Source organism: Rhodovulum imhoffii, from assembly GCF_003046545.1.
GTDB lineage: Bacteria > Pseudomonadota > Alphaproteobacteria > Rhodobacterales > Rhodobacteraceae > Rhodovulum > Rhodovulum imhoffii.
In genome coordinates this window covers 60,081-82,041 of sequence record NZ_QAAA01000008.1, presented here as the reverse complement: position 1 = coordinate 82,041, position 21,961 = coordinate 60,081, and the positions used below count along the sequence as shown (strand labels likewise).

The 21,961-nt window shown below is 65.5% G+C and carries 20 protein-coding genes and 1 pseudogene; 13 read left to right on the top strand and 8 right to left on the bottom strand.

Translation table 11 applies throughout. The features are described 5' to 3' along the window. Positions 1 to 5 precede the first annotated feature (5 nt). Positions 6 to 386 (top strand): HIT domain-containing protein, encoded by a 381-nt coding sequence (locus C8N32_RS08170; RefSeq protein WP_107892319.1) that lies wholly within the window; start codon positions 6 to 8, stop codon positions 384 to 386. Here C8N32_RS08170 and C8N32_RS15090 read toward each other — a convergent pair. Beyond that, a pseudogene (locus C8N32_RS15090) lies at positions 374 to 914 on the bottom strand (pseudouridine synthase). The gene C8N32_RS08170 and the pseudogene C8N32_RS15090 overlap by 13 nt on opposite strands. Then, the gene (locus C8N32_RS15085; RefSeq protein ID WP_201132414.1) at positions 911 to 1,855 is read right to left on the bottom strand and encodes an ABC transporter ATP-binding protein; all 945 of its coding nucleotides are present in this window, start codon (positions 1,853 to 1,855) and stop codon (positions 911 to 913) included. Before C8N32_RS15085 ends, C8N32_RS15090 begins: the two are co-directional and overlap by 4 nt. A gap of 97 nt (positions 1,856 to 1,952) precedes the next feature. Between C8N32_RS15085 and C8N32_RS08160 the strand changes: the two genes are divergently transcribed. After that, a complete protein-coding gene (locus C8N32_RS08160; protein ID WP_107892317.1) occupies positions 1,953 to 2,129 on the top strand; it encodes a zinc-finger domain-containing protein in 177 nt (58 codons plus the stop codon). 9 nt (positions 2,130 to 2,138) lie between these two features. Here C8N32_RS08160 and C8N32_RS08155 read toward each other — a convergent pair whose 3' ends face one another. Beyond that, positions 2,139 to 2,324, bottom strand: coding sequence for a hypothetical protein (locus tag C8N32_RS08155; RefSeq protein WP_107892315.1), 186 nt, complete (start codon positions 2,322 to 2,324; stop codon positions 2,139 to 2,141). Positions 2,325 to 2,374: 50 nt separating this feature from the next. Beyond that, positions 2,375 to 2,599, bottom strand: coding sequence for a hypothetical protein (locus C8N32_RS08150; RefSeq protein WP_146159693.1), 225 nt, complete (start codon positions 2,597 to 2,599; stop codon positions 2,375 to 2,377). Positions 2,600 to 2,744: 145 nt separating this feature from the next. Here C8N32_RS08150 and polA point away from each other — a divergent pair, with 145 nt between their 5' ends. The 3 genes from polA (at position 2,745) to C8N32_RS08135 (ending at position 6,982) form a co-directional block, all read left to right on the top strand. After that, entirely contained in the window at positions 2,745 to 5,543 is a 2,799-nt protein-coding gene (polA, locus tag C8N32_RS08145; RefSeq protein ID WP_107892311.1) for a DNA polymerase I, read from the top strand. Positions 5,544 to 5,635: 92 nt separating this feature from the next. Further along, positions 5,636 to 6,046, top strand: a complete 411-nt coding sequence (locus tag C8N32_RS08140; protein ID WP_107892309.1) for a universal stress protein — start codon at positions 5,636 to 5,638, stop codon at positions 6,044 to 6,046. 39 nt (positions 6,047 to 6,085) lie between these two features. Next, positions 6,086 to 6,982 (top strand): cation diffusion facilitator family transporter, encoded by an 897-nt coding sequence (locus C8N32_RS08135; protein WP_107892307.1) that lies wholly within the window; start codon positions 6,086 to 6,088, stop codon positions 6,980 to 6,982. A 96-nt stretch (positions 6,983 to 7,078) separates the two neighbouring features. Here the strand turns inward: C8N32_RS08135 and C8N32_RS08130 are convergent, their stop codons facing one another. Then, a complete protein-coding gene (locus tag C8N32_RS08130; RefSeq protein WP_107892305.1) occupies positions 7,079 to 7,666 on the bottom strand; it encodes a DUF1285 domain-containing protein in 588 nt (195 codons plus the stop codon). Positions 7,667 to 7,734: 68 nt separating this feature from the next. On the opposite strand from C8N32_RS08130, the gene C8N32_RS08125 reads away from it, so the two are divergent. Genes C8N32_RS08125 through C8N32_RS08110 form a run of 4 tightly spaced genes read left to right on the top strand, consistent with a single transcriptional unit; the run spans position 7,735 to position 14,340 of the window. Beyond that, positions 7,735 to 8,733: an AAA family ATPase gene (locus C8N32_RS08125; RefSeq protein WP_107892303.1), complete on the top strand. Its 999-nt coding sequence runs from the start codon at positions 7,735 to 7,737 to the stop codon at positions 8,731 to 8,733. Then, a complete protein-coding gene (locus tag C8N32_RS08120; RefSeq protein ID WP_107892301.1) occupies positions 8,730 to 9,599 on the top strand; it encodes a DUF58 domain-containing protein in 870 nt (289 codons plus the stop codon). The genes C8N32_RS08125 and C8N32_RS08120 overlap by 4 nt, the downstream gene beginning before the upstream one ends. After that, a complete protein-coding gene (locus C8N32_RS08115) occupies positions 9,596 to 12,313 on the top strand; it encodes a DUF4159 domain-containing protein (RefSeq protein ID WP_107892299.1) in 2,718 nt (905 codons plus the stop codon). The genes C8N32_RS08120 and C8N32_RS08115 overlap by 4 nt, the downstream gene beginning before the upstream one ends. Beyond that, the gene (locus C8N32_RS08110; RefSeq protein ID WP_107892297.1) at positions 12,310 to 14,340 is read left to right on the top strand and encodes a hypothetical protein; all 2,031 of its coding nucleotides are present in this window, start codon (positions 12,310 to 12,312) and stop codon (positions 14,338 to 14,340) included. Before C8N32_RS08115 ends, C8N32_RS08110 begins: the two co-directional genes overlap by 4 nt. On the opposite strand, the gene C8N32_RS08105 is transcribed toward C8N32_RS08110, so the two are convergent. Beyond that, the gene (locus C8N32_RS08105) at positions 14,337 to 15,032 is read right to left on the bottom strand and encodes a DUF599 domain-containing protein (protein ID WP_107892295.1); all 696 of its coding nucleotides are present in this window, start codon (positions 15,030 to 15,032) and stop codon (positions 14,337 to 14,339) included. The two genes, C8N32_RS08110 and C8N32_RS08105, sit on opposite strands and share 4 nt — an antisense overlap. An 82-nt stretch (positions 15,033 to 15,114) precedes the next feature. Between C8N32_RS08105 and C8N32_RS08100 the strand changes: the two genes are divergently transcribed. From C8N32_RS08100 to glcF, 3 genes are read left to right on the top strand one after another with little or no spacing between them, the layout of a single operon-like run. Beyond that, positions 15,115 to 16,554, top strand: a complete 1,440-nt coding sequence (locus C8N32_RS08100; RefSeq protein ID WP_107892292.1) for an FAD-linked oxidase C-terminal domain-containing protein — start codon at positions 15,115 to 15,117, stop codon at positions 16,552 to 16,554. A gap of 32 nt (positions 16,555 to 16,586) precedes the next feature. Beyond that, positions 16,587 to 17,669 carry an FAD-binding protein gene (locus C8N32_RS08095; protein ID WP_107892461.1) on the top strand — a complete coding sequence of 361 codons (1,083 nt, stop codon included), beginning with the start codon at positions 16,587 to 16,589 and terminating at the stop codon, positions 17,667 to 17,669. 4 nt (positions 17,670 to 17,673) lie between these two features. Further along, complete coding sequence (gene glcF, locus C8N32_RS08090; RefSeq protein ID WP_107892290.1) at positions 17,674 to 18,957, top strand: glycolate oxidase subunit GlcF; 1,284 nt, start codon at positions 17,674 to 17,676, stop codon at positions 18,955 to 18,957. Between the two features lie 454 nt (positions 18,958 to 19,411). Here glcF and C8N32_RS08085 read toward each other — a convergent pair whose 3' ends face one another. After that, positions 19,412 to 20,362, bottom strand: coding sequence for an alpha/beta hydrolase (locus tag C8N32_RS08085; RefSeq protein WP_280523234.1), 951 nt, complete (start codon positions 20,360 to 20,362; stop codon positions 19,412 to 19,414). 84 nt (positions 20,363 to 20,446) lie between these two features. Continuing rightward, complete coding sequence (locus tag C8N32_RS08080) at positions 20,447 to 20,935, bottom strand: DUF1269 domain-containing protein (protein WP_107892286.1); 489 nt, start codon at positions 20,933 to 20,935, stop codon at positions 20,447 to 20,449. Positions 20,936 to 21,061: 126 nt separating this feature from the next. Between C8N32_RS08080 and C8N32_RS08075 the strand changes: the two genes are divergently transcribed. Beyond that, on the top strand, positions 21,062 to 21,949 hold the full coding sequence (locus tag C8N32_RS08075) for a LysR family transcriptional regulator (RefSeq protein ID WP_107892283.1): 888 nt from the start codon (positions 21,062 to 21,064) through the stop codon (positions 21,947 to 21,949). The last annotated feature ends 12 nt before the right edge of the window (positions 21,950 to 21,961 follow it).

Genomic DNA, 21,961 nt, shown 5'->3' with positions numbered 1-21,961 from the left:
ACCCCATGCCCTACACGTATGACGACCAGAACGTATTCGCGAAGATCCTGCGCGGGGAGATCCCCTGCAAGAAGGTAAAGGAGACCGCACACGCGCTGGCTTTCCACGACATCTCCGCGCAGGCGCCCCACCACGTTCTGGTCATCCCGAAAGGGCCTTACGTCTGTTATGACCATTTCGCGCTGGAAGCGTCCGATGCGGAGATCGTCGATTTCACCCGGACCGTGGGGGAGGTGTGCAGGATGCTGGGCGTGCAGCCGGGCGAAGGCGGGGCGGGCTATCGCGTCATCTCCAATGCCGGGCAGGACGGGGTGCAGGAAGTTCCGCACCTGCATGTTCATGTGCTGGGCGGGCGCCATCTCGGGCGGATGCTTCAGAGGGGCTGATCCCGCCATGCGCCGGGGGTGAGCCCCCCCCAGGCTCCAGCGGCCCACGCGCGCGCGGATCAGGCGCAGTGTCGGGTGGCCCACGGCGGCTGTCATCCGGCGTACCTGCCGGTTGCGCCCCTCGGTGATCGTCAGTTCCACCCAGCAGTCCGGGACGGTCTTGCGAACGCGCACCGGGGGCTGGCGCGGCCACAGCCCGGCCGGGGGGGCGATGCGGCGCACCCTGGCCGGGCGTGTGGGGCCGTCGTTGAGCGCCACGCCCTCCCGCAAGGCCTTCAGGGCCGATTCGCCCGGCAGGCCTTCCACCTGCGCCCAGTAGGTCTTGGGCATCTTTGCCTTCGGGTTGGCGATGCGGTGTTGCAACCGCCCGTCATCGGTCAGCAGCAACAGGCCCTCGCTGTCGCGGTCCAGCCGTCCGGCGGGGTAGACGCCGGGGCGGTCGATGTAATCGGTCAGTGTTTCGCGCCCCGCCGTGTCGGTGAACTGCGAAAGAACCCCGTAAGGTTTGTTGAACAGGATCAGCGTCACGCCGCCTCGCTCTTGTTGGAGGTCAGCGCAACGAACACGTCCTCCAGGTCCGGCTCCTCGGTGGCGATGTCGCGGATGACGACGCCGGCGTTGCGCAGGATCTCGATCAGCGTGCCGGCAGAAATTTCGCGGCGGCGATAGGTCAGTGCCAGCGCCCCGTCGCGGCGGTGACTGGCTTCCACACCTGCGGGAAACGGGGGCAGGGCGGGCAGGGCGTCCTGCGGGTGAATGAGCAGCGTTTTCGCATCCATCCGCCCGATCAGTGCCGAAGTGGTGTCGCGGGCGATCACCTCCCCGTGGTTGATGATGGCGATTTCGTCGCACATTTCCTCGGCCTCTTCGAGGTAATGGGTGGTCAGGATGATAGTCGTGCCTTCCTCGTTGAGACGGCGGACGTTCTGCCACAGCATCTGGCGCAGCTCGATATCCACCCCGGCGGTGGGCTCGTCCAGCACCAGGATCTGCGGCCGGTGCACCAGCGCCTTGCCCAGCAGCAGCCGCCGCCGCATCCCCCCGGACAGGGAGCGCGCGTAGGCCTCGGCCTTGTCCTCCAGCCCGATGGCCTTGAGGATGCGGTCTGTCGCGCGCTGGGATTTCGGGACGCCGTACAGACCGGCCTGCACCTCCAGCGCCGCGCGGGGGGTGAAGAACGGATCGAGGTTGAGTTCCTGCGGCATCACCCCGATCGAGGCACGGCTCTGGCGCGGGTTCACGTCCTGGTCGAAGCCCCAGATCCGCACCTTGCCCGAGGTCTTGCGGACCAGCCCGGCGAGAATGTTGATCAGCGTCGACTTTCCCGCCCCGTTCGGCCCCAGAAGCCCGAAGATGGACCCGGCGGGGATGGTCAGGTCCACGCCCTTGAGCGCGTGTTTGGGCGGCTGGTTGCCCTGCGCGGCGTAGGTCTTCGTCAGGCCCTCGATTTCGATCGCATTGCCGGTCATTGGTGCTCCTTCGCGGCTTGCCCATGGCGGGCCACTCGCTATCATGGGGGACAACGTAAGGCGACACCCTCGCCACGGCAAGAAACGGAGATCCCCGATGACAGACGCCCCTGAAACCGAGATCGTCAGCCAGTGGCGCGTGGCCTGTGACGGCAGCGGCCCCGGGCTGGGCCACCCGCGGGTGTGGCTTCAGATCCCACAGGACAAGGGCTATGTCGAATGCGGCTATTGCGACAAGAAATTCGTCCACGACAGCTTTGCAACGCGGGACTGACCCGGCCCCTCAGGTGATCGGGATTTCGATCGGACCGCAGAGCAGGGTTGGCATCTTGCCTGTTTCGGTCTCCAGATAGTCCAGAACATGCAGCCCCGACCAGCTGCGAATGCGCATACCCGTTTCGGTTTTACCCTGTCCCAGCGCGGTGTCGGTATAGCGGTCCCGGTAGAAAAACAGGATTGTCGCACGCATTCCGTCGTGACAGGCGACATCCGCCTGCCCGACACCAAGGCTGTTGCGCTCTATCCATGTGCCGGTGCAGACAGCCCCGTCATTCGTTTCCCCCGCCAGGGTCCCGTGCCGCGGCCGAAGGCCCGCCCGTTGAACCGGCGCCCCTGTTCTCCGATGCAGGCCAGGATGCGTGCGCAGTTGGACGAATCATCGGTCAGCGGGCAGGTGCGGGAGGGTTCCTCCGCCACGGCCGGGGCGGAACAGAGCGCAAACAGAAGCAGGGCAGCGCGGCGCATCGGAGTCCCCATCGCAAAACGCCTGTTCAGGTTGAGATGCCGCCCTCCTTGACACAAGCTGTTTTTCGCAGCGTTTTCCGTTCCCGGCTGGAAGCGCGTGGCACTTCGTGGCAAGACCGGGACGGATATGCCTAGGGGGGACGACATGAGCGGAACGTTCGGCAAGGGCTGCCACCTGCATCTGATCGACGGATCGGCCTTCATTTTCCGGGCCTTCCACGCGCTGCCGCCGTTGACGCGCAAGTCCGATGGTTTGCCCGTGGGGGCGGTCAGCGGCTTTTGCAACATGCTGCACAAGTATGTCGAGGACACCCGGGGCCCCGAAGCGCCCACCCATGTGGCGGTGGTGTTCGACAAGGGCAGCCACACTTTCCGCAACGATCTCTACGATCAGTACAAGGCAAACCGGGACGCCATGCCCGAGGACCTGCGCCCGCAGATTCCCCTGACGCGAGAGGCCACCCGCGCCTTTAATATCGCCTGCCTGGAGCAGGAGGGTTTCGAAGCCGACGACATCATCGCCACCCTTGCCACCCGTGCGCGCGATGCGGGCGGGCGGGTGACGATCATCAGTTCGGACAAGGATCTGATGCAGCTTGTCGGCGGTGGCGTGGAAATGCTGGACGCGATGAAGAACCGCCGGATCGGCCTGGAGGAGGTCCACGCCAAGTTTGGTGTCGGACCCGACCGGGTGGTGGACGTGCAGGCCCTGGCCGGCGACAGCGTGGACAACATCCCCGGTGCGCCGGGGATCGGGGTGAAGACGGCGGCGCTGCTGATCAACGAATACGGCGATCTGGAAAGCCTGCTGGATCGCGCCGCGGAGATCAGACAGCCCAAGCGCCGCCAGGCCCTGCAAGAGCACCGCGCCCAGATCGAGCTTTCGAAAAGGCTGGTGCTTCTGGATGTGAACATGCCGTTGGATGTGGCCCTGGACGATCTGGAAGTGTGTGAGCCGGACCCGGAGACGTTGCTGGGTTTTCTCAGCCAGATGGAATTTCGAACCCTGACGAAACGCATTGCGGAAAAGCTGGGCGCGGAGCCCCCCGCCCTGCCCGACACCAGCCCCGCAGAGGCAGACCCTGACCCCGAAGCGCGCCCTGTAGATCCCTCGGCCTATGAGTGTGTGCGCGACGCCGGGGCGCTGAAGGTGTGGATCGCGCGGGCCCGGGCGCTGGGCCGGGTGGCGGTGGATACCGAAACCACCGGGCTGGATGAGATGCGCGCCGGTCTGGTGGGGATATCTCTGGCCACCGCGCCGGGGCAGGCCTGTTATATCCCGCTGGCGCACAAGGCCGGCGGCGACGATCTCTTCTCCGCGGAAGCGCCGGTTGAGGGGCAGATGGAGATGGAGGCCGCGCTGACCCTGCTCCGGCCACTGCTGGAAGACCCGGCGGTGATGAAGATCGGCCAGAATATGAAATACGACGCCAAGATCCTGGCCCGCCATGGCATCGACATCGCGCCCATAGACGACACGATGCTGATGTCTTACGCGCTTGATGCCGGGTTGCACGGTCATGGGATGGATGCGCTTTCGGAACGCCACCTGTCCCACACGCCGATTCCGATCAAGACTTTGCTGGGGTCGGGCAAATCCGCGATCACCTTCGACCTGGTGCCCATCGACGAGGCGGTGAAATACGCCGCCGAGGATGCGGACATCACCCTGCGCCTGGCCGACCTGCTGAAGCCGCGGCTCCACCACCGCAAGGTCGCCACCGTTTACGAAACGATGGAGCGCCCCCTGGTGCCGGTCCTTGCAAAGATGGAAATGACCGGCGTCAAGGTGGACCGTGACACGCTCAGCCGCATGTCCAATGCCTTTGCGCGGAAAATGGCCGCGCTGGAGGCCGAGATCCATGATCTGGCCGGGGAAAGATTCAATGTCGGCAGCCCCAAGCAACTGGGCGAGATTCTGTTCGACAAGATGGGCCTGCAAGGGGGGCAGCGTGGCAAGGCCGGCGCCTATGCCACCGGTGCCGACATATTGGAAGACCTCGCCGCCGAGGGTCACGATCTGCCCGCCCGCGTGCTGGACTGGCGGCAGCTTTCCAAGCTGAAATCGACCTACACGGATGCGTTGCAAGACCACATCAACCCCGAAACCGGGCGGGTGCATACGTCTTACGTCATTGCCGGGGCGAATACCGGGCGGTTGGCCTCGACCGACCCCAACCTGCAAAATATTCCGGTCCGCAGCGAGGAAGGCCGGCGTATCCGGGAAGCCTTCGTGGCCGAGGAGGGCAAGGTGTTGCTCAGCCTCGATTACAGCCAGATCGAGCTGCGCATCCTTGCCCATGTCGCCGGGATCGGCGCGCTGAAGGAGGCTTTCCGCCAGGGACAGGACATTCACGCCATGACGGCTTCGGAGATGTTCAGCGTACCGCTGGCGGAGATGACACCCGAGATCCGCCGCCAGGCCAAGGCAATCAATTTCGGGGTTATCTACGGTATTTCCGGCTTTGGGCTGGCGCGCAACCTGCGGATTCCGCGCGCCGATGCACAGGGGTTTATTGACCGCTATTTTGAGCGATTCCCCGGCATCAAGGACTACATGGACGCGACCATCGCCTTCGCGAAGGAACATGGCCATGTGCAGACGCTTTTCGGCCGCCGGATCCACACGCCGGAGATCGCCGCCAAGGGGCCGCGGGCCGGGTTCGCGCGGCGTGCCGCCATCAACGCGCCGATTCAGGGGACCGCCGCCGATATCATCCGCCGCGCGATGATTCGCATGCCCGAGGCCATCGCCACCCTGCCGGCGAAGATGCTGTTGCAGGTCCATGACGAACTGATCTTCGAGGTGGAGGAACACGCCGCCGAAGATACCGTTGCCGTCGTGCGCAGGGTGATGGAGGGCGCAGCCCTGCCGGTGGTGCGGCTTGACGTTCCGCTGGAAGTGGATGCCGGGCAGGGGGCCAGCTGGGCCGAGGCCCACTGACTGCCGGTTGCGGGTCCCGGCCTGTCGTATCGGGGCGTGCGCGGGCGGCGCACGGCTGTTAAGGTGCGCGTGAGGCTATGAAAGGAGGCCCCATGCCCCGCGAAATCCGTACCATCCTGTGCCCGCTGAACCTGCGCCATGCCGCCCATGCCCACCCGGCCTATGGGGAGGCCCTGCGCCTTGCCCGCTGGCACGGGGCCGAGGTGATCGCCGCCACCGTCGCCCCGGAAATGGAGCGCAACCTCAACATCCGCGATGCAGAGGGCTTCTGGACCGCAAAGCTGAAGGAATTTCTGAAAAACAACCCCGCCGGGGATGTTGCCGTGCGGCCGGTGGTCCGCAAGGGGTCGGTCCACCGTCAGATCGTGAAACTGGCTGAGGACGAAAAGACTGACATGATCGTGATGGAGGCCGCAAACCCCCGGATACAGGACTATTTGCTGGGAACTACGGCCAGCCACGTGGCCACCCATGCGCCATGCACGGTGATGGTGGTCCGCTAGGCGCTTGCGCTTTGCGCCGGGTCGGGGCACCTATCCGGTATGGGCGCACATCATCATCACCATCACCATATCGACCCCGAGGCCGGGGATCGCCGGGTTGCCTGGGCGGTCGGCGTCAACATGCTGCTCACGGTTGCGCAGATCGTGGGGGGGATCGTCTCGGGGTCGCTTGCGCTTGTCGCCGACGCGATTCATAATTTCTCGGACGCGATTTCGCTGATCGTCGCATTGGTGGCCCGCCGCATTGCCCGCCGCCCCAGCGATGCGCGCATGACCTTCGGGTATCACCGTGCTGAAATCGTGGCCGCGATGGTCAATTACACCACGCTGATCGTGATCGCGCTCTACCTGATTTACGAGGCCGTGCTGCGCCTGGTCGACCCGCCCGGCGTGACCGGCTGGATTGTCGTGGTGGTGGCGGCCATCGCGCTGGTGGTGGATGTGATCACCGCCCTTTTGACCTACGCCATGTCGAAAAGCAGCGTGAACATCCGTGCCGCCTTCCTGCACAATGTGGCGGATGCGCTGGGATCGGTCGCGGTGATCGTGGCGGGCACGCTGATCCTGATCTACGACTGGCGGTTGATCGATCCGCTGGTGACGCTGGGCATTGCCGTCTACATTCTGTGGCATGTGGCGCAGGATATCGGGCCGGTGATCCGCATGCTGATGATGGGCGGACCGGACGCGCCGGGGCTGGGCGACGTCCGCGCGCGGCTGATGGCGGAGGACGGGGTGGAAGACCTTCACCATCTCCACCTGTGGCAGATCGATGAACACCGCACCGCGTTTGAGGCCCATGTGGTGATGGCCGAGGATGCAGGCTTTGCGGCACTCACCGCGCGGCTCAAGCGGGTTCTTCTACAGGAATTCGGCATCGCCCACGCAACGCTGGAGGTGGAAACCGTCGCCTCCGGTTGCGCGGACCCGCGCTGACCTTTCCGGCCCGCGGGCCCTCTTGCCTTGCGGGGCCATGGCGAGGCCGTGCCTGCCGAACGGCTCCGTGCCGGCAGGCAGGTATGGGCACCGGGTTCAGATCTCTTGCGAGGGGATCACCGGAAAGAACATACCGCCCGACCACAGACCGAACCAGCGATCGCCGTCGTGGTTTTCATGGGCGCCGATTTCAACCAGCCGGTAAAAGCTTTTACGATCGATCAGGGCTTCAAGGTTCGTGCGTACCGTTACGTAAGGCGCGGGTTCGCCGGTATTCGGGTCACGCGCGACCCGCAGGGGGGCTTTGGGTCCTGCGGTCACCCTGTCGCCCACATTGGTCGTGAATGTCAGGCACTGGGCGCGGCCTTCGCCTTCGGCCTCGAAATCGATGGCGACGAAGGGCGCGTCCTCCACAACGATGCGGACCTTTTCCACCGGTGTCACGAGGAAGTAATCCCCTCCGTCGCGACGCAGGATGGTGGAAAACAACCTGACAAGCGGCGCCCGTCCGATCGGGGTGCCCTGGTAGAACCATGTGCCGTCACGGGCGATACGCATGTCCATGTCGCCGCAAAAAGGCGGGTCCCAAAGATGTACGGGGGGCAGGCCTCCGGATTTCGCGGCGGTCCGGGCGGCTTTGGCAAATGTGCCTGCATCGGGCTTCACGGGGCTTTGTTTCGTCATATGGGCATTTCGGCTGCGGGAGATGTGTGACTCTGATACCCTGATACAGCCATAGAGGGAGGTTTGTCATGGCCGAGTGCGACCTGCTGGAGGAGATCGAGGCGCTGGGCGAGAAGCTGGCGGAGACCCGCGCCAGCATTACCACACGTTTCATCGGGCAGGCCCAGGTCGTGGATCTGACGCTGGCGACGCTGCTGTGCGGGGGGCATGGGCTGCTGATCGGCCTGCCGGGCATGGGTAAGACACGGCTGGTGGAGACACTTTCCACCGTCATGGGGCTCGCGAGTGCCCGCATCCAGTTCACGCCGGACCTGATGCCGACCGACATTCTCGGGTCCGAGGTCCTGGAAACCGCCGCCGATGGCAGCCGGTCGTTCCGGTTTCTCGAAGGTCCGGTCTTTTGTCAGCTTCTCATGGCCGATGAGATCAACCGCGCCAGCCCGCGCACCCAGTCGGCGTTGCTGCAGGCGATGCAGGAACGCTCCGTTACCGTTGCGGGGCAAGACCATCCGCTGCCGCCGCCCTTTCACGTGCTGGCCACGCAGAACCCCATAGAGCAGGAGGGCACTTACCCTCTGCCCGAGGCGCAGCTCGACCGATTTCTCATGCAGATCGACGTCCCCTATCCCGACCGGCAAAGCGAGCGTGAGATCCTCCTTGCCACCACCGGGGTGGGGGAGGCCCGCGCGACCCGCGTCTTCACGCCCGACGATCTGATGCGCGCCCAGACCACGGTGCGTCGCATGCCGGTGGGGGAAAGCGTCGTTTCCGCGATTCTCGACCTTGTGCGGGCCTGTCGACCGGGTTCCGAGGCGCCGGCGCTGGTACGCGAAACCGTGGCCTGGGGGCCGGGGCCGCGTGCGGCGCAGGCACTGATGTTGTCGGTTCGGGCGCGGGCGCTGTTGCAGGGGCGTCTTGCCCCCGACACCGATGACATCGCCGCGATGGCAGCGCCGGTTCTCAGCCATCGCATGGCGCTGGGGTTTGCCGCGCGGGCCCAGCATGACCTGCAAGACGTGATTTCAGAGGTCGCCCAAATAACCCTGCGCGATGAGGCCGCCGCATGAGCGCCCCGGCCCTGCGCACCGGGGCAGAGACCCTTGCCGCCCCCCTGCCGCCTTTGCTGGCCGAGGCGGAACATCTGGCGCAGGCGGTGCTGCCGGGCAGTCACGGCCGTCGCCGCGTGGGGCAAGGGGACGAATTCTGGCAATACCGTCCCGCCCATGGGGGAGATCCCGCGCACCGGATCGATTGGCGCCGCTCTGCCCGGTCCGATACTCATTACGTCCGGGAACGGGAATGGCAGGCGGCGCAGAGCGTCCTGCTCTGGGTCGATCCGTCCGCCGCGATGCGGTTTGCCTCGCCCGGCCGGGTAGAAAAAAGGGCGCGGGCACAGCTTCTTGCGCTGGCGCTGGCGGTGCTTCTCGTGCGTGGCGGAGAGCGGGTTGGCCTGGTTGGCGGCCCGCCGCCGCGATCGGGAGGCCTGCAACTCATGCGGCTGGCGCAGGCGCTGGCCGCCCAGTCCGGGCCACAGGATCACGGGACACCAGGGCTCGATGGGGCCCGCCCGCATATCCGAGCCGTGTTCCTTTCCGATTTTCTTGGTCCGCTCACCCCTCTGCGCGCGGCGCTGGCCGAGGCTGCCGACCGCGGGGTTCGGGGCGCGCTCGTTCAGGTGCTGGACCCCGCAGAAGAAACCTTTCCCTTCGAAGGGCGCACCATTTTCGAAAGCATGTCAGGCCATTTGCGCCACGAAACGCTGAAGGCTTCCGAATTGCGGGCCCCCTATTGCGCACGCCTGTCCGCGCGCAAGGCCGAACTGGCGGAGCTTGCCCTGTCCGTCGGCTGGCACGCCACCTGCCATCACAGTGACGATGCGCCTCTGGCCGCTCTCCTGTGGTTGTATCGGGCCCTGGAGCCGGTACGGGGATGACGCCCCTTGGTCCCATAGCCTTTGGTGCGCCGGGGGTGTTGTGGGCACTGCTGGCCTTGCCGGTGCTGTGGGTGCTGTTGCGCGCGGTGCCGCCCGCGCCGGTGCGCCGGCGTTTTCCCGGTGTCGCGTTGCTTTTGGGGCTGTCCGACGAGACCGCGCAAACCTCGACGACCCCTTGGTGGCTGCTGTTGCTGCGTATGCTGGCCGTGGCCGCCGCGATTCTTGGTTTCGCCGGCCCGGTGGTGAATCCGCAGCCTGCGCGGGAAGGTCGCGACCCGCTTCTGATCTATGCCGATGGCGGCTGGGCGGATGCCCGGGACTGGCCGCGCCGGCAGGAGCGTATTCGTGCAGAATTGCAACAGGCGGCTCGGGCTGGCCGCCCGGTTGCGGTGGTGCTGGGGACGGATCTGCCCGCGGAGCCTTTCCGGTTCGAACCTGCTGAAAGCTGGCTTCCGCGTCTTGCGGGGCTCGGCCCCGCGCCGTGGATGCCGGGGCAGGCCCCCGTGGATTGGGCGCGGGCGCTGGAGGGCGATTTCGAGACGCTGTGGCTGTCGGCAGGGTTGGAAACGCCGGAGCGCGCCGGTCTCCTGGCCGTGTTTCAGGCCCGCGGCGATGTGCGGGTTCATGAAAGCCCGCGCCCGCTTTTCGCGCTCCGCCCGCCTGAGGTCGAGGGGGGCGGGATCGCATTGACCGTCCTGCGTGCCCGGCCCGGCGCGGACGCGCCTGACCTGCGTGCCATCGGGGTCGATCCGGCCGGTCAGGAGCGGGAGTTGGCCCATGCCGCTGTCCGTTTCGCCCCCGGTGCGCGGCAGGCGAAAGTCGTTTTGTCCCTCCCGCCGGAGCTTCGCAACCGGGTGGCGCGGTTCGCGCTGGCGGGGGTTCCCTCTGCCGGGGCGGTGGCGCTGGCGGATGACAGCTTGCAGCGGCGCAAGGTGGCCCTGATCGCCGCGCGGGAGGATCGGGAAGGGCTTCGCCTGCTGTCGCCGCTCTACTACCTTGAAAAGGCGCTCATGCCGTCTGCGGATTTGCTGTCGGGCCGGTTGACGGAGGTCATTCAGGCCGGGCCGGACGTGATCATTCTGGCGGATATTGCCGCGTTTGCCCCGACGGAGGCCGAGGCATTGGCCGCGTGGGTGACGCAGGGCGGGCTTCTGGTCCGGTTTGCCGGGCCGCGCCTTGCCGCGCGGGGGCAGGATGGCCCGCTGCTGCCCGTGCCGTTGCGCGCGGGGGGGCGCAGCCTTGGCGGAGCGATGAGTTGGGGAACCCCGCGGGGCCTGCAACCCTTTCCGGAAGGGTCGGTGTTTCATGGTCTGCCGGTCCCTGACGAGGTCGGGGTCCGACAGCAGGTGCTGGCCCAGCCGGGGCCGGAGCTTGCGGGCCGCACCCTTGCCGCGCTGTCCGACGGCACGCCGCTGGTGACGCGCAAAGCGCTGGGACAAGGCCAGGTGGTGCTGTTTCATGTCACCGCCAATGCGGAATGGTCGAGCTTGCCGCTTTCAGGTCTGTTCGTGCAGATGCTGGAGCGGCTTGTCGTTTCCATGCGTCCGGCGATACCGGGGCAGGCAGCGCCGGAGGAGGGCACGGTCTGGGTGCCGCAGAAGGTGCTGACGGCGTTCGGCGGGCTGGAGGCCACGGATACCCTTGCTGGCGTGGATGGCGCACGGTTCGCCAAGGGGCCGGGGCCGGGCATGCCGCCTGGGCTTTATGCCGGACCGGACCGGCGGATTGCCCTGAACGTGATCGCGCCGGGGCAGGAGATTGCCGCGCCCCGGTGGCCGGCCTCGATTCCGGTCGAGCAGGGGGACGCCCGGCCGGAGCGCGCGCTGAAGGGGCCGTTGTTGCTGGCGGCGCTGGGGCTTTTGGCGCTTGATGTTCTGGCGGCATTGGCGCTGACCGGGCGTCTGCGGGTGGCGGTGCTGCTGTTGGCGATCGTTTTGCCGGTGGAGACCCGTGCCGATGAGGCCGGCGCCGTTGCCGCGACGGCAGAGGTTACGCTGGCGCATGTCCGGACCGGCGACCCCCGTGTGGATGACATCGCCCGCGCCGGTCTGGAGGGGTTGTCGCGGGTGTTGACCTTGCGGACGGCGGTGGAGCCCGGCCCGCCCGTGGCGGTGGACCCGGAAACCGATGAACTGGCTTTTTATCCGCTGCTGTACTGGCCGGTGACGGCGTCGCAGCCGTTGCCATCGGGTGCGGCGTATGAACGGCTGGTGCAATACCTGCGCGGGGGCGGGATGATTCTGTTCGACACCCGCGACGCCGATATCGCGGGGCTGGGGGGCGCCTCGCCCGAGGCGCGGCGTCTGCGCCAGGTCGCGGCACCGCTGGATATTCCGCCACTGGAGCCGGTGCCGGGGGATCACGTTCTGACCCGCGCCTTTTACCTGTTGCAGGATTTTCCGGGCCGTCACCCGGCCGCCCCGGTCTGGGTGGAGGTGGCGTCTTTGGAAGGAGAGCAGGCCGAGGATATTCCGTTCCGCACGCTCAACGATGGTGTCAGCCCGGTGGTCATCGGCGGCGGCGACTGGGCCACCGCCTGGGCGGTGGACGCGCGGGGTGTGCCGCTCTATCCCGTTGGTCGCGGCTATGGGGGGGAGCGGCAGCGCGAGATGGCCTATCGCTTCGGGGTGAACCTGGTGATGTATGTCCTGACCGGGAATTACAAATCCGATCAGGTTCATGTGCCCGCGCTGCTGGAGAGGCTGGGGCAATGAACGGGGTGATATTTTCTCCGATCGTGCCGTGGCCGGTGCTGTGGGGGACGCTGGGGCTGATTGTTGCAATCCTCGGGGTGGCAGTATGGCGGGGGCTGGCGGGCTGGCCCCTGCGGGCCTTGGGTGCGGGGGTGTTGCTGGTGGCCCTCTCGGGTCCGGTATTGCGGCAGGAGCAACGGACACCCCTGTCCGACATCGTGCTGACAGTTGTGGATGAGAGCCCCAGCCAGGGTCTTGCGGGCCGGGCCGCACAGGTGGAAACCGCGCTGGCGCATCTGCGCGGCGAAGTCGCCGCCCTGCCGGATACGGAGTTGCGCGTTGTCCGGTCCGGCGCGGGGGAGGACGGTACGCTGCTGATGGGGGCGCTTTCCGCCGCACGGGCCGAAATTCCGGGCGGGCGGCTGGCCGGGGTGATCGTGCTGACCGACGGGCAGGTGCATGACGCCGGGCCGTTGTCCGAACTGCCTGCCCCCCTGCACGTGTTGCTGACCGGCCGGCCCGAAGATTGGGACCGCCGGCTGATCGTGCGCAATGCCCCGCCTTTTGCCATTCCCGGCGAAGAGATCGCTCTTGTCCTGCGCATCGAGGACACGGGTGCCGTGCCCGGCGGGCTTGCCCGTGCGGACCTGCGGATCAGTGCCGATGGCGGAGAGGAAAAGGTGGTGTCCGTTCCGGTGGGGCGCGACATCCCCGTGCCTGTGCGTCTTGGGCATGCCGGACAAAACATCATCCGGTTTGCCTTGCCCGAGATGCCGGGCGAACTGACGGGGCGCAACAATGCCGCCGTGGTGCAGATCAACGGCGTGCGCGACAGGCTGCGGGTGCTTCTGGTGTCCGGCGTTCCCCATCCGGGGGAGCGCACATGGCGCAACCTGCTGAAATCCGACAGCGCCGTGGACCTTGTGCATTTCACCATCCTGCGCCCTCCTGAAAAGCAGGACGGTGTGCCCGTTACCGAGTTGTCGCTGATCGCTTTCCCGACGCGGGAATTGTTTATGGAAAAGATCGACGAGTTCGATCTGATCATCTTCGATCGTTATCGCCGTCGCGGTATTTTGCCGGAAAGCTATCTTGAGAACGTCTCCCGGTATGTCGAGGAGGGCGGCGCGGTTCTCGTCTCCGCCGGGCCGGATTACGCGGGGGCGGAGTCGATCTATCGTTCGCCACTGGCCTCTGTCCTGCCCGCCATCCCGACGGCAAGGGTGAGGCAGGAGGGCTTTCGGCCCGGTGTGACGGATCTGGGCCAGCGCCATCCGGTGACCTCCGGGCTGAAGCAGGGCCAATGGGGGCGCTGGTTCCGGCTGGTTGAGGTGGACGCCGACCGCGGGCAGGTCGTAATGACCGGTCCGGATGCGCAGCCCTTGCTGGTACTGGATCGTGTCGGCGCGGGGCGCGTGGCCCTTTTGGCCTCCGATCACGCGTGGCTGTGGGACAGGGGCTTTGAAGGTGGCGGCCCGCAGATGGAGCTTTTGCGCCGCCTCGCCCACTGGATGATGAAGGAGCCGGATCTGGAAGAAGAAGCCCTGAGCGCCAGGGCGGACGGTACGGGTTTGCAGATCATCCGGCGCAGCCTGTCGCGCGCCGTGGGGGCGGTTGAGGTCATCCGTCCTGATGGGGAAAGTCAGAGCCTGCCGCTGGAGGAGACCGCACCGGGGGTTTTCGAGGTGCGCCTCGACACGACCGAACCCGGTATCTATCGCCTGCGCGAAGGGGATCTGGAGGCCGCCGCGGCCCTTGGCCCGGCCGCCCCGCGTGAGTTCGCCGAAGTTGTGGCCAGCGGTGCTGCGCTGGAGCCCGTGGTCAAGGCCACGCGCGGGGCTGTCTGGCGTATTTCCGGCGGCATGCCCGATCTGCGGCAGGTGCGCAGCGGGCGCAGTGCGGTCGGGCGGGGCTGGATCGGGGTGACCCCGCGCGATGCCATGCAGGTTCAGGACGTGCGACTGGTTCCGCTTGCGCCGGCCTGGGCGATGCTGCTGCTTGCGGCCGGTCTGATTCTCGGGGGTTGGCTGCGCGAGGGCAGACGCTAACGCTGCAGCAATGCCCGCCGGGACTGGGATGCGAACTCCCGCCGCAAGAGTACCAGCACGGTCACCAGTGTCGCAAGCATCAGGGGCACCGCGCCCAGAAGCCACGCCAGTCCGCCCAGCGCGAAATACAGCGCCCGAAGCCCCCGGTTGAAACTGCGTGCGGCGGTCATGTTGATCTTTGCCGCCTGATCGGCGCGGCGGAAGGTTTGCGGATCGGCGGTGTCGTTCGGGACTGCGCCCATCAGAACAGCGCAGTAGCCGAAAAGCCGGTGCGACCAGACGAATTTCAAAAAGGCGTTGGTTACGAACAGAAGCACGACAAGGATCTTCACTTCCCACACGATTGCCGGGGCCGTGCTGAGCGTCAGGTCTTCCGCCACGCCCAGAAGGCGTTCGGTGTTTCCGATCAGGGCAAGGCCGCTGCCGATAAGGATCATCGAGGCCGATGCGAAAAAGGTCGTCCCCTGGCGCAGGGTCGACAGAATCCCTGAATCGAACATGCGCGAGTCGCGGCCGGCCATGGCGTGCATCCAGTCGCGGCGGTAGTCTTTCATCAGGACCGAAGCCGAGGGGCAGCGCGGGCCGAGGCCGCGCTCGATCGCGAAGCCGGAAACCAGCCATGTCAGCACCCAGATCGCCACGGCGGTGGCGTCCAGCGGGGAGAAAAGGGCGATGCGGTCGATGAATTCCATGGCCGCAAGATAGGGGTCTGGAAAAATTCTTGCCAGATGGGATTATTGGTTATATTTTCTTACCAATAATAGGGGGAAAGCCATGGATATGCCCGTGCCCGATACACGTATCCTGTCGGGAAAGGACAGGATCGTTGCCCGGCTTGTCGCGACACTGGGGGCGGGTGGGGTGATCCACGATCCGGCCGAGACGCGCGCCTACGAATGCGATGCACTGACCGCCTACAAGTGCCCGCCGCTGGCCGTGGTGCTGCCCCGCAGCACCGATGAGGTCGCGGACGTGCTGCGCGTATGCCATGAGGAAGATATCCCCGTGGTGCCGCGCGGCGCGGGAACGTCCCTTGCCGGAGGGGCGCTGCCGACCGCGGACGCGGTCATCCTGGGCGTGGCGCGCATGAGCGATGTGCTTGAAACCGATTACGACAATCGCTTCATCCGTGTGCAGGCAGGGCGCACCAACCTTTCGGTTTCCACCGCGGTGGAGGAGGCGGGGTTTTTCTATGCCCCCGATCCTTCCAGTCAGCTGGCCTGTGCCATCGCAGGCAATATCGCGATGAATTCCGGCGGGGCCCATTGCCTGAAATACGGGGTGACGACGAACAATCTGCTGGGTCTCACCATGGTGCTGATGGACGGTACGGTGGTGGAGCTTGGCGGGCCTTACCTGGAACCCGCCGGGCTGGACCTTCTGGGGCTGGTTTGCGGCTCCGAGGGGCAGTTGGGCGTGGTGACGGAGGCGACCTTGCGCATCCTGCCCCGGCCCGAGGGCGCGCGCCCCGTCCTGATCGGCTTTGACAGCAACGAGGTCGCGGGGGCCTGCGTCTCGGACATCATCAAGGCCGGGGTTCTGCCCGTGGCGATCGAGTTCATGGATCGCCCCTGTATCCGCGCGACCGAAGCTTTCGCTGGCGCGGGCTATCCTGATTGCGAGGCGCTGCTGATCGTCGAGGTCGAGGGCAGTGCCGAAGAGATCGACGCCCAACTCGAACTGATCTGCGGTATCGCCCGCCGCCACGACCCTGTGGAACTGCGCGAAAGCCGCTCCGAGGAGGAAAGCGCCCGCATCTGGCTGGGGCGGAAGTCCGCCTTCGGTGCGATGGGGCAGATCAACGATTACATGTGCCTCGACGGCACGATTCCGGTGTCGCAACTGCCCCATGTTCTCAAGCGGATCGGCGAGATGTCAGAACATTTCGGGCTTGCGGTGGGCAACGTCTTTCACGCGGGGGATGGTAACATGCACCCGCTGATCCTGTTCGATGCCAACAGGCCCGGCGATCTGGAAACCTGCGAAGCGTTCGGGGCCGAGATCCTGAAGCTGTGCGTCGAAGTCGGCGGTTGCCTGACCGGGGAGCATGGCGTGGGAATCGAAAAGCGGGACCTGATGGGCGTGCAGTTCAGCGCCGCGGATATGAAAGCGCAGATGCGTGTGAAAGATGTGTTCGACCCCAAATGGTTGCTGAATCCCGCGAAGGTGTTTCCGCTGGATGTTTCCGCGCCGCACCGGGCCGGCGCCGCCTGAAAGGGAGAGCGGAAATTGGACCTTGCAAGATGATGACACCGGCGGATGAAGCGGAACTTTGCGCGATGGTGGCCGGGGCGCAGGCGCCCCTGCGTGTGGTGGGCGGCGGCACCCGGAGTTTCGGCAAGGGAGAGCGTCTGAGCCTTTCGGCCCTGCGCGGTGTGGAGGTGTATGAACCCGGTGCGCTGACGCTGGTTGCGCGCGCCGGGACCCCTGTGGTGGAGGTCGAGGCCCTGTTGGCGGCAGAGGGGCAGCGGCTGGCTTTCGAACCGATGGATCATCGCTCGCTTCTGGGGACCACCGGGGAACCGACCCTTGGCGGGATGGTTGCGGCGAACGTTTCCGGTCCGCGGCGGGTTCAGGCCGGGGCATGCCGCGATGCGCTGCTGGGCGTGCGGTTCGTGGATGGGCGCGGGCAGGTGCTGCGCAATGGAGGGCGTGTCATGAAGAACGTCACCGGGTATGACCTGGTCAAGCTGATGGCGGGCAGTCGGGGTATGCTGGGGGCCTTGACGGAGGTCAGCCTGAAGGTTTTGCCCGGGGTCGAAACCGCGGTGACGCTGATCTTGCACGGGCTTGACGACCGGCGGGCCGTGGCCGCGATGGCGGCGGCATTGGGCTCTCCTTTCGAGGTGACGGGGGCGGCGCATCTGCCTGCCCGTGCCGGTGGGCCGCTGACCCTGCTGCGGCTGGAAGGGTTTTCGGATTCGGTGTGCTACCGTGCCGGGCGCCTGGAGGCGCTGCTGTCAGCCTTCGGAGAGATCGAGGTGGAGCAGGGGGACGCACGATGGGCGGATCTGCGCGATGTCCGCCTCTTCGCGGGCAGCGGTCGCGATGTATGGCGCATCGTGGTCAAGGCGACTGAGGCACCGGGGCTGGTGGCGCGTCTGCCGGAGGGGGCGCGGGCGTTCTATGACTGGGGCGGCGGTCTGGTCTGGGCAGAGTTGCCCGCAGGCACCGATCTGTCTGCCTTGGGGCCGTTTGCGGGCCACGCCCGTCAGGTGCGCGGCTCCGGCTGCGGGCTGAGTGCGCATCCGCCGGCCATCGCAGCCCTCACCGCCGCCCTGCGTGCTCAATTCGATCCCCGCGGTATCTTCATATGCGATCCGGCCTGAATCCATGCAGACAAATTTCACCGAAGAACAGCTGAAAGACCCGGCATTGCAGCGTGCGAACGAGATTCTGCGCGCCTGTGTGCATTGCGGGTTCTGCACCGCAACCTGCCCGACCTATCAGGTTCTTGGGGACGAACTGGACAGTCCGCGCGGGCGCGTCTACCTCATCAAGGATATGCTGGAAAGCGGTCGTCCGGCCGATGCCAACACGGTAAAACACATCGACCGTTGCCTGTCCTGCCTTGCCTGCATGACGACCTGCCCTTCGGGCGTACATTACATGCATCTCGTCGATCAGGCGCGTGCGCATATCGAGAAAACCTATCGCCGCCCGTTCCTGGACCGCAGCCTCAGGGCCGTTCTGGCGCGGGTGCTGCCCTACCCGGCGCGGTTTCGCCAGGCCCTGCGGCTGGCACGGCTGGGGCGGCCGCTGGCGCGGCTGATGCCCGATATACGTTTGCGGGCGATGCTGGCCATGGCGCCTGACCGGGTGACCGGGCCCAGCCCCAACGATGCGCCCCAGGTCTTCCCCGCGCACGGGCAGCGCCGTGTGCGCGTGGCCCTGATGACGGGCTGCGCGCAGAAGGTTCTGAACACGGATATCAACGATGCGACCATCCGGCTGCTGCGGCGGCTGGGATGTGAGGTGGTCGTGGCGCGGGGCGCGGGGTGCTGCGGGGCGCTGAACCATCATATGGGGCGCACGACGGGCAGCCATGCGCAGGCCGAGGCCAATATCCGCGCCTGGATGGCGGAGATCGAAGGTGAGGGGCTGGACGCCATTGTCATCAATACCAGCGGCTGCGGCACGACCGTGAAGGATTATGGGCACATGTTCCGCACCACTGCCCTGGCCGATGCGGCACAAACGGTGGCCGCAAGGGCAAAGGACGTGAGCGAGATGCTCTGCCTCCTGGATCTGCCCGAAGGTGCCGGCGGATTGCGGGTGGCGTATCATTCCGCCTGTTCCTTGCAGCATGGGCAGAAGGTGACATCCGCGCCGAAGGCGCTGCTGATCCGGGCGGGGTTCGAAGTGGTCGAACCGGCTGACAGTCATCTTTGCTGTGGGTCGGCGGGAACTTACAACCTTTTGCAGCCGGAGATTGCCGGGCAGTTGAAGGCCCGCAAGGTCGCGACGCTGGAGGCGAAGGCCCCACAGGTGATCGCCGCCGGGAATATCGGGTGCATGGTGCAGATCGGTTCGGGAACCGATGTGCCGGTGGTGCACACGGTAGAACTTCTGGACTGGGCGACCGGCGGGCCGCGTCCCCGTGCGCTGGGGTCCTGAAGGTGGTCCGGGGCCGTTTTCGCTGCCCCCGTGCAGCGCCCCGCGAAGGGAGGTCCTGAAATCGGCAGGAGCCGGCGTCGTTCTCAACCATGTTTTTGAGAGATGGCCCGGTGCGTCTGGACAGTTTCAGTCGTTTGCGGGGGGAGTGTTCGCCGGACATGTCGCGACCGGGAGTGCCTGGCCGGGTCTTCCGGCCTTCGGGCGTTTTTTGGGCGGCGCCTGATACGGATTTTGGAAATACCTTCAGGCGGTCCGGCCCGGTCATCCTGTCTTTGACCTTGAGGTCGTCCGGGGCGATCCCGATGTCCCGACGAACAGTGTTTGCGCATAGGCCGTACCTGCCTTTGGCGGCCTTTTTGCCGTCGCTCGGCGGGGCGGTTTCTGCCTTATCGTCACTCTCCGGGGGACTCCCGGCATGCGCGATGAGGCAGAAACCTCCTCTTGCCGGGCGGTCTTAAGCCGCCCCGGTCGCGCTGGCGGCAGGCACCGCATTCTCCGGGGCTGCGGATGCCGCTTCACGGACGGGCAGGACGCGGCCGAGAAATTCGATCTGGTCCTTCAGGGACATTTCGAACCCCTTGCCGGTATAAACATCGAAGTGACCGATATCGTAGAGCCGCGTCTCTGCGGTTGGCATCTTTTCCGCCGCCTTTTTCGCGACTTTCGCAGGGGCGACCGTATCCTTTTCACAGATCAGGAGCAGTGCGGGGGCGGTTACCTTGTGTGCCTTGCTGACCGGGCGGAAGAAGGGAAGATACATGGAAACGATTGCCGCGACGCGGTTGTTCGCATTGTCCGCAAGGATCGGTACATAGCCATCGTAGCAATCGTCGGCTGTCATCATGGCGAGGTCGCCGGGCTTGCCCGCAGCACCGACATAGCGCCGCCGCGCCCCGAATATGGATCGTACCGCATCCACTGTGGCATGCCATGACAGCCGCATGCCCTGGCCAATCCCGGCATACCCGATGAGTCCGGCCGTTGCCGCCAGACCATCCATCATGGGGCATTGTGAGATCGTGGCCTGCACCTGGCCATCACGCGCTGCCGCCACGGTCACGAGGCCGCCGGCAAAGGACGTGCCCCAGAGCGCAATCCGCGCGGCATCCACCTCTTCGGTCGACCGGGCATGGGCCAGTGCGGCCAGGTAGTCGTCGACCTGGTGAAACGGGTTCATCACGTCGCGCGGGGTGCCATCGCTCGAACCGAATGTCCGGTAGTCGAAGGCAAAGACAGCGTAGCCGGCCTCCACGAAAGCTTCCTTGAAGGGCATCAGGCCACTGTCGTGGGTCAGTCCGAAGCCATGTGCCATGACAATGCAAGGATGCGGCCCATCGGTATGTTCAGGAAGATAGAGAACGCCTCTGCAGGTCGTCCCGTTGCTGATGAATTCTTCATTACGCATTTTCATTGGTATCTCCGTTTCCTGTGGGTGTGGGGGAGCGCGGCACCGCGGTCATTGCGGCGCCACAGGATGCTTTGGGTCCGCTCAGGCGGCCTCGAGAGCCTCGCGGAGCGCATTCTCGTCCTTTTGCGACAGCGAGGTGGTGAAGACGTTACCTTTGCCGCGGAAGGCTTCGATTCCGTCCAGAACCTTGTCCTGCGTCAGATCGCGGACGAGGACGAAGACGGCGGCCTTCCCGTTTTTCAGCGTCTGGCCGACGTCTTTCATGAACCGGTCGTCGATCCCGATATCGGCAAGCCGACCGCCAAGGGCGCCGGAGGCTGCGCCAACGGCCATGCCGAGAAGCGGGTTGAGGAAGATAAGTCCGATGAACATGCCCCACCAGCCGCCGTTGATGGCGCCCAGGGTGGTCAGGTCCGTCGCCTGGTGAAGTCTGGGTTTGCCCTCTTCGTTCGTGACGACGACGATGTCGTCGAGTTGCAGGAGGTAGTCGTCCTGCATGGAAACGAGCCGGGCTTTCATATCGAAGGCGGTGGCGGCGTCGTCAAAGGTGATGGCGATAAGTTTGGACATTTCGGTGTTTCCTCGATGTGGGTTGCGACGCCGGTGTTGCGTCTGTGATGCCAATATCGGGGAGTATTTGCCAGAAAAGAAATAATTCTAATTGCCACCTGATATAAATATTTTTATATATGGTGTATGTCCCTTCTGCTCCTCCGAAGTTTCTGCGAAGTTTTCAGGCAACGCTCCATTTCACGGGCGGCCGATCTGTTGGGGATGACGCAGCCCGCCATTTCACAGCATATCTCAAGCCTTGAGGCGCAGTTCGGGCGGCAATTGTTTGAGCGTCACCCGCGCGGTGTGGCGCCCACCAAAGTGGCCGAGGAGCTTGCCCTGAGGATCGGTGGGTCGATCGATCACCTTGAATCCGTGTTCGCGGAAACCCAGGCCCGGTCCGTACATCTGAGCGGCAGCATCCTTTTGTCGGGCCCTTCTGATATCCTCTCCGATCTTGTCGGCCCGCGCCTGAGGGCCTTGACCGAAAACAACCTTGCCCTTCGCTTTTCCCCTGCCCCTGGCGAGGAATCGCTGCTGGCTCTGGAAAGCGGCGCGGCGGATTTCGGGTTCGGAATCAACGTTCCGGCGGACCCGAAGATCGGCTATGCAAGGCTTGGGAGTGAAGAACTCATCCTTGCCGTTCCAAAAAGCTGGGAACGCCGGTTCGAGCTTCCGGACGATCTGCCCCGGACACTTTTGAGTACGCCGTTCGTCGCCTATGAAATGGGCCGCCAGTTCATTCGCCAGTGGCTCGGCCATAACGGCATTGACATTGGGAATACCAATGAATGCGCGACCGCGCCGGACTTGCGCTGTCTTCGCAATCTCGTAATCGCCGGCTTTGGATGGTCGGTTCTTCCAACCTACCTGGCCAGAAGGGAGATTGCCGCCGGGACTCTGATTTCCGTGGACGGGCCCAGTGGCGATCCGAAAGTGGACTACTTTCTCTATTGGTTGAAGGCAGGGATGCGGACGCCACGGCTCACTGCGGCCCGGAACATGATTCTGGAGCAGTTCCAGGCCAAATAGGAACGCTCAGGC

Coding starts and splice junctions, on each gene's coding strand:
- C8N32_RS08170 (WP_107892319.1), top strand. CDS start 6: ATGCCCTACACGTATGACGACCAGAACGTATTCGCGAAGATCCTGCGC.
- C8N32_RS15085 (WP_201132414.1), bottom strand. CDS start 1,855: ATGACCGGCAATGCGATCGAAATCGAGGGCCTGACGAAGACCTACGCC.
- C8N32_RS08160 (WP_107892317.1), top strand. CDS start 1,953: ATGACAGACGCCCCTGAAACCGAGATCGTCAGCCAGTGGCGCGTGGCC.
- C8N32_RS08155 (WP_107892315.1), bottom strand. CDS start 2,324: ATGCGTGCGACAATCCTGTTTTTCTACCGGGACCGCTATACCGACACC.
- C8N32_RS08150 (WP_146159693.1), bottom strand. CDS start 2,599: ATGCGCCGCGCTGCCCTGCTTCTGTTTGCGCTCTGTTCCGCCCCGGCC.
- polA (WP_107892311.1), top strand. CDS start 2,745: ATGAGCGGAACGTTCGGCAAGGGCTGCCACCTGCATCTGATCGACGGA.
- C8N32_RS08140 (WP_107892309.1), top strand. CDS start 5,636: ATGCCCCGCGAAATCCGTACCATCCTGTGCCCGCTGAACCTGCGCCAT.
- C8N32_RS08135 (WP_107892307.1), top strand. CDS start 6,086: ATGGGCGCACATCATCATCACCATCACCATATCGACCCCGAGGCCGGG.
- C8N32_RS08130 (WP_107892305.1), bottom strand. CDS start 7,666: ATGACGAAACAAAGCCCCGTGAAGCCCGATGCAGGCACATTTGCCAAA.
- C8N32_RS08125 (WP_107892303.1), top strand. CDS start 7,735: ATGGCCGAGTGCGACCTGCTGGAGGAGATCGAGGCGCTGGGCGAGAAG.
- C8N32_RS08120 (WP_107892301.1), top strand. CDS start 8,730: ATGAGCGCCCCGGCCCTGCGCACCGGGGCAGAGACCCTTGCCGCCCCC.
- C8N32_RS08115 (WP_107892299.1), top strand. CDS start 9,596: ATGACGCCCCTTGGTCCCATAGCCTTTGGTGCGCCGGGGGTGTTGTGG.
- C8N32_RS08110 (WP_107892297.1), top strand. CDS start 12,310: ATGAACGGGGTGATATTTTCTCCGATCGTGCCGTGGCCGGTGCTGTGG.
- C8N32_RS08105 (WP_107892295.1), bottom strand. CDS start 15,032: ATGGAATTCATCGACCGCATCGCCCTTTTCTCCCCGCTGGACGCCACC.
- C8N32_RS08100 (WP_107892292.1), top strand. CDS start 15,115: ATGGATATGCCCGTGCCCGATACACGTATCCTGTCGGGAAAGGACAGG.
- C8N32_RS08095 (WP_107892461.1), top strand. CDS start 16,587: ATGACACCGGCGGATGAAGCGGAACTTTGCGCGATGGTGGCCGGGGCG.
- glcF (WP_107892290.1), top strand. CDS start 17,674: ATGCAGACAAATTTCACCGAAGAACAGCTGAAAGACCCGGCATTGCAG.
- C8N32_RS08085 (WP_280523234.1), bottom strand. CDS start 20,362: ATGCGTAATGAAGAATTCATCAGCAACGGGACGACCTGCAGAGGCGTT.
- C8N32_RS08080 (WP_107892286.1), bottom strand. CDS start 20,935: ATGTCCAAACTTATCGCCATCACCTTTGACGACGCCGCCACCGCCTTC.
- C8N32_RS08075 (WP_107892283.1), top strand. CDS start 21,062: ATGTCCCTTCTGCTCCTCCGAAGTTTCTGCGAAGTTTTCAGGCAACGC.